General features: G+C 41.6%; 5 protein-coding genes. All 5 read left to right on the top strand.

The window, feature by feature from the left end; genetic code table 11:
• Positions 1-3778 (top strand): MBG domain-containing protein (locus B5G11_RS02815; protein WP_144289663.1); only part of this gene is annotated, 3778 nt, incomplete at its 5' end.
• Between the two features lie 22 nt (positions 3779-3800).
• Positions 3801-4001 carry a hypothetical protein gene (locus tag B5G11_RS02810; RefSeq protein ID WP_087252083.1) on the top strand — a complete coding sequence of 67 codons (201 nt, stop codon included), beginning with the start codon at positions 3801-3803 and terminating at the stop codon, positions 3999-4001.
• Positions 4002-4101: 100 nt separating this feature from the next.
• Positions 4102-5220 (top strand): hypothetical protein, encoded by a 1119-nt coding sequence (locus B5G11_RS02805; RefSeq protein WP_087252082.1) that lies wholly within the window; start codon positions 4102-4104, stop codon positions 5218-5220.
• 516 nt (positions 5221-5736) lie between these two features.
• Positions 5737-6069, top strand: a complete 333-nt coding sequence (locus B5G11_RS16640) for a hypothetical protein (protein ID WP_242958887.1) — start codon at positions 5737-5739, stop codon at positions 6067-6069.
• On the top strand, positions 6018-6257 hold the full coding sequence (locus tag B5G11_RS16635; protein WP_242958885.1) for a hypothetical protein: 240 nt from the start codon (positions 6018-6020) through the stop codon (positions 6255-6257). The genes B5G11_RS16640 and B5G11_RS16635 overlap by 52 nt, the downstream gene beginning before the upstream one ends.
• Positions 6258-6263 lie beyond the last annotated feature (6 nt).

The raw sequence follows: 6263 nt of genomic DNA, 5'->3' as shown, positions 1-6263 counted from the left end.
TGCAGGGGACTTTGAGATCAAGACGAACACGGAAGACCTGAAGCTGACAGCTGAGAACGGAGGCGGTGTTTATAACGCTGCACCGTATTATCTGAACAATGTAGGAGCCACACTGAATGGGGAAGCATTGAAAGATGCGAAGATCGAGTACAAAGTAGGCGACGGTGAATGGACAACAACAGCACCGAGTGCAACAAATGTATCCGACAGCAAGGAAAAGATCAGTGTCCGTGTAACATTGGAAGGATACGAGACCCAGCAGATCAACGACCTGAAGATCACGGTAACCCATAAGGATGTCACGGTAACAGCAAACAGAGCAGAGAAGCTGTTCGGCAAGGAAGATCCGAAGTTCAGCGCTACAGTAACAGGAACGCTGAATAACGATGAAATCAAATATACGGTAACCCGTCCGGGAGCAGGAACAGACGAAGCAGTCAAGCTGTATAAGGACGCACTGGTAGCAGCCGGTGATGAGATTCAGGGCAACTATAAAGTAACATATGTTGCAGGGGACTTTGAGATCAAGACGAACACAGAAGACCTGAAGTTTGTGGAAGCAGACACGAAGGGATACAATGGCGTGTATGACGGCAAAGCCCATGACGGAGTAACAAGCGTCAAAGTGACAGGAGTAGGCGAGGCCGAGATTGCGGCAGAAGACATGACTGTGAAGTACAGACTCAGTGATGAGGATGAATGGAGCAGCGAGATGCCGAAGGTAACGGATGTAGCGGATACAACACCGGTACAGATCCAGGTAACGGTAGCGAACTACGAACCGATCACAACGACCGTGCAGGCAACAGTAACAGAAAGACCAGTTTCTATCACAACGGAGAGTGCTACAAGAACATATAATGGTACAGCTTTGACAGCACCTGGTAAGCTTGATGGAATCGTAGAAGGTGAATCCTACGGATTTACAGTAACAGGTTCTCAAACATTAGTTGGAGAATCTCAGAATACGTATACACTTACATGGGCAGAGGAAGGTAATGGTTATACTGCTAAGAAAGATAACTATACCGTGACAGAAACTCTTGGTACTCTGACTGTAACAGATGATTCTGAGACAGATCCGATTAATCCGGAAGATGTTGTGAAGAAGACTCATGGCGCACCGGAAGATGGTATCTATGAAGCTGGTGAAGTTGTTACATTTACTGTAACAGTTACAAACATCTATGACCAGACAAAGACCATTACTCTTAATGAGATTGATGGTGTGACACTGGAACAGGCTGTATTTGAAGGTGTAGAGCCGGGCGAAACTGTATCGACAACTGCAACTTACACAATTACAGAAGCCGATGTTATCGCAGGCGAATTTGTTAACACAGTTACAGCATCCTTCAGCGATGAAGAGTCTACATTTGAGGATGAAGATATTGTCGATGAGATTGAAGAGTCCGAAGGACATCTGACGATCAACAAAGAGACAACAAGCACTCCGGCAAATGGAAGCAGCTATGTATTAGGTGAAACAATCACTTATAAGATCACAGCTACGAATGATGGAAATCTGACACTGAAAGATGTGAAAGTTGTTGACGAACTGACAAATGGTGAATGGACGATTGAAACTCTTGCACCGGGAGCAAGCGAATCATTTGATACTGCTTATACAGTAACAGAAGCAGATATTCTCGCAGGAACTGTTGTGAATACTGCAACTGCAGAAGGAACAAGTCCGGATCCTGAGGAACCGGAAGTTCCAGTAGAACCAGGTGAAGAGACAGATCCGACAGAGACACCGAAGCCGAGTCTGTTTGTTGACAAAGAGGCACAGCCAGACGAAGATGGCGTATATAATCTTGGCGACGAAATTACATACACCATTAAGGTTACTAACAATGGAAATGTTACAGTAACGGATATTACTGTGACAGATGAACTTACCGGTGGAAACTGGACAATTGAAAGTCTTGCACCGGGAGAGAGCAGGGAGTATGAAACTGTCTATACAGTAACAGAAGATGATATCCTGAATGGATCTATTACGAACATCGCAGTTGTAGAAGGCACAGATCCGAATGAGGATCCGGTTGATACAGAAGGCGAAGAAACTGTTCCGACAGATCCGGCAGATTCACATTTGACTGTTACAAAGAGAACGACAAGTGAGCCGGGTGAAGATGGCACATATGACCTTGGCGATACGATTACGTATGAGATCGTTGCTACAAACGATGGAAATCTGACATTAAACAATGTAGTTGTAACAGATGATCTGACTGGTGACAGATGGGAGATTGAAACACTTGCACCGGGACAGAGCAGAACATTTGAAGCAGAGTATGTTGTAACAGAAGAAGATATCCATAATGGAAGCGTAGTCAACGAAGCAACTGCAACAGCTGACGGAAAGGAAGAAGAAGATCCTGAAATTATTCCAGGTGAAACAGAAGATCCTACCAATCCGGAAAGCCCAAGTCTGGATGTCGACAAAGCACTTGTCGATGGAAAAGACGAGTATGAGATCGGTGATGTGATCGAATACGCAATTACTGTTACAAACAATGGTAATGTAACACAGAATGATATCCGTGTAACGGATATGCTTAACGCAGCCGGAAACATTGTCATCACTGACGTAAGCGGTGCAGAAGGAGAAATCGATGGAGCATCTGTTACATTAGATTCCCTTGCACCAGGCGAGACAGCAACCATTCATTGTGAATACACTGTTCTCAAAGCGGACCGTGGAAATACAATTACCAATGCTGCAATTGCAGATGACGAAGGAAAAGGTGACGGAGAAGATCCTACGACACCTGAAGTACCGGCAGAAGTAGCAGATGTTTATGATATCAATGTGATCCATCAGTTCGCAGATGGCGAAGAAGGCGATGTAGAGTTACCAGATGACTATACAATCGAAAATCTGCCAGTGGGAACAGAAAGAGAAATCACAGCTGAGAACGTAGAAGGATATACGGTATCTCCGGCATCTCAGACAGTAACAGTAGAAGAGAGTGATGTAACAGTTACTTTCGTTTACTATACAGATGAGGTTGGAACCGATCCTGAAAATCCGGACAATCCGGACAACGTACCAGACAGATATCAGGCAGTTGTAACATTTGAAGCAGTAAACGGTACTGTTGACAGAAGCACGGCAGTTGTCACTCTTATGAGAGACGGCGAACCGGCAGAAGACGGAACGGGTTATCTGACAGAAGACCAGATTGCAACCGCAACAGCAAATGCTGGTTACGACCAGAATTCACTGACATGGTCTTCCGAAACACCAACCACAGAAGTTCCGATCACAGGAGACAGAACATTTACAGCAACATTTGCAGCAACACAGACACCTGTAATACCAGAAGAACCGGAAGAGCCAACGACACCAACAGTGCCGACACTTCCGACAACACCAACGACACCTGGTACTCCGACGACACCGACACTTCCTGTAACACCTGCAAACCCTGGAACACCGGCAGCTGCAGGAACTACAGCACCAATCGTTTACGCGGACGGCGTTGTAGTAGATGACGCAGAACCGGCAGAAGACGACTACAACTTAAATGAAGTAGAACGTGACGGTGACACAGAAACCATCGATGAAGATGCAACACCACTTGGAAACATGGATCTTGACAAAGACGATGACCACAAGTGCTGTATCCTTCACTTCATCCTTCTCTTACTGGCCCTGATCGTGGAACTGATTTATACCCACGACCGCAAAAAACGCCAGGAAAGAATCTTTGAATTAAGAAGAGAACTTGAAGACATCGATGACGAAGAACTTCAGGCAGACAGGTAGACAGAAAAAGGAGGCAAACAGTATGTATGAATTTGTTCACACTAAATTAGGCTTCTGCTTCTGGGATATTCCGGCACTGATTGTATTGATTGCAATTATCGCGATCTTCGTCGTTCACGTCATCAGACAAAAAAGACGTGAAAACGAGTTTGAAGACGAACTCTCAGACAAGATGGCTCAGAAAGCGGCAGCTGAAAATGCAGAGAAAAGAACAACTTTATAAGGTAAAAGCTTGATAAGATAGGCTCCCTGATGGATAACATTAGGGAGCCTATTGTGAGTTAGGAATAGAGAATTCAGTGTACTTGAGGCGGCGAGAAAGAATGAAAAGAAGAAAAAAGAAAACGATTAAGAAGACGATTAGGAAAATTGCTAAAATAATTGGGGCGTTAGGAGCAGCATCAGGAGCAACGGTAGGAATATTTGTTGGAATTCCACAGATTATTGAGTATTGGCAGAAAAATTGGGAAAAACCATCAATTTATTCGGACAAGATTTCTGTAGAATATTTAAAAAGTAGTGAAAGCAGAGACAAGGTAATATATCAACTTTTTGATGATGAGATTGATGAAGAAAAAGATTATAAATTGTATGATTACTGTGCAACTCAAATTTTTATTACCAATCATTACGATCAAGAGATTGCACTAAATTCTATAAAGTTTGTCGCTGAAAACATTTCGGTGATCGAGACTCCGATTCTTTCATTGTACGCTGAGGAAGGAGAAGGATATGTTGATCTTTCGATAAATAATACTGGGTGGGGAGATTGTAAAGATTTTAAAATTGAATTTACAGGTAAGGAGGAAGAACTGAGCAATCATATAAAAAAAGATAAATTAACCTTCAATGTTGAAGGGGTAAAGGTCGGAGAAGATAGAACGATTAGACTTTGGGAGAATGAAGACTTAGTTACTAAACTGAACTCAGAAGTTTTAGAAATTAATGCCCATTGCGAAGATGTTGATGGCAATGAAATCCCTGTCATATACTCTATGGGAGATTACCCATGTTTATTAGTTGATATCATTGATGGAAAATTTTTGAGTGATGGGCGAGGCGGACCGAGTGATAAAATATATGGGGTTCGTATTGACACCTCTAAATCTAACTTTGCCTATAGAGATTCGATTGAAGAATATATTCAACCGAATGAAACATTAGCACTTCCTATTTGCTTCTTTCCTGATAAATCATGTAATATAAAATTTTATGTTGAATTTACTGCAGTATATGATGAAAGAGAAATTACGATACAATCTAAACCAGTTAGTATGGAATTCGAAATTTTAAATACCCCATATAATAAAACGCAGGATGCAACACAAAGTGATCAGGTAGATCTTGAAAATATTATCAGTGATACAGTAGGAGAAAACCTTGTTTCATATCCATTTCTTGATGAAAAAGTTATAGAATCCAGACAAAATTATGTAGAATAGAATATAGAAAGTATGGGCGGGGGATGTGTTCTCTCTCCTCGATGTATCGTACAACACGTCTCCCCCTTGAAGAAACTTCTTAGCTTCAATCGCAATATTTTAGATATAAATCCTCTATATACATAACAAATTGAGATGATTGTCGATAGATTTATTAAAAGAGAATATTATACATTGATATTTTGATTTTGCTCTATTACATTCTTTTATTATTTCAAATCAATTTAATATTCAGCAATGATCAGCTAATTAGTCTAGCGATAGTCCAGTGATTTCTTTTTTTAGTTGACGGAAATATAACGGAAGCGTATACTTATAAACGATATCTGACATCATTCAGGATGCCTTTTTTCATTCATCCCGATTCGGGGAAGTATTCCAAATCAACATTTCACATCACGGATTTATGCTTAGAAAAGCAGTACGTATAAAAAGGAAGTGGTCGTCAAAAGAGAATTTTGTCTCCATATCAATTGAATTACCCTGAAAATTTATGTAGAATAAAAGGAGAAATAAATGAAGAAAAACAAAATAAAACCATTAAAGGATTTGAGGCTGTTGGACCGCTTTCTATTCGCTGAGCTGATGGAAGATGAGGAATGCAGTAAAGAGGTATTGGAAATCATTTTGGGAAAAGAGATCAGCCTGCTGTCCAGGGATCAGACAGAAAAAGAAGTAAGGACAGCCACATGGCTGAAGTCGATCCGCCTGGATGTCTATTCTGTCGATGAAGAAGGAACCGTCTACGACACAGAAATGCAGCAGAACTGGAGAAGAGAAGCAGGTATTATCAAGGGTTGCTGGACGGTTCCCTGCTGGTTCCGGGAGAGCAGAGCTATAATGCGTTAAACAATACGTATATCATCATGATTATGCCTTTTGACCTGTTTGGAAAAGGAAGATATCAGTATACAATCAAAGCTTTCTGTGAAGAAGACAAAGAAGTCCAGATGCAGGATGGAGCGACCAGGATCTTTCTGAATACCCATGGAAAGAATAAAGAGGAAGTCCGTCCGGAACTGATAGAATACCAATGAACTGCA

This window comes from Drancourtella sp. An57 (assembly GCF_002161525.1).
Taxonomy (GTDB): Bacteria; Bacillota; Clostridia; order Lachnospirales; family Lachnospiraceae; genus Sellimonas; species Sellimonas catena.
This window is presented reverse-complemented; position numbering and strand designations above follow the sequence as displayed.

Excerpts from the sequence above, each read along its gene's own strand:
- B5G11_RS02805 (WP_087252082.1), top strand. The coding sequence starts at position 4,102 with ATGAAAAGAAGAAAAAAGAAAACGATTAAGAAGACGATTAGGAAAATT.
- B5G11_RS16640 (WP_242958887.1), top strand. The coding sequence starts at position 5,737 with ATGAAGAAAAACAAAATAAAACCATTAAAGGATTTGAGGCTGTTGGAC.
- B5G11_RS02810 (WP_087252083.1), top strand. The coding sequence starts at position 3,801 with ATGTATGAATTTGTTCACACTAAATTAGGCTTCTGCTTCTGGGATATT.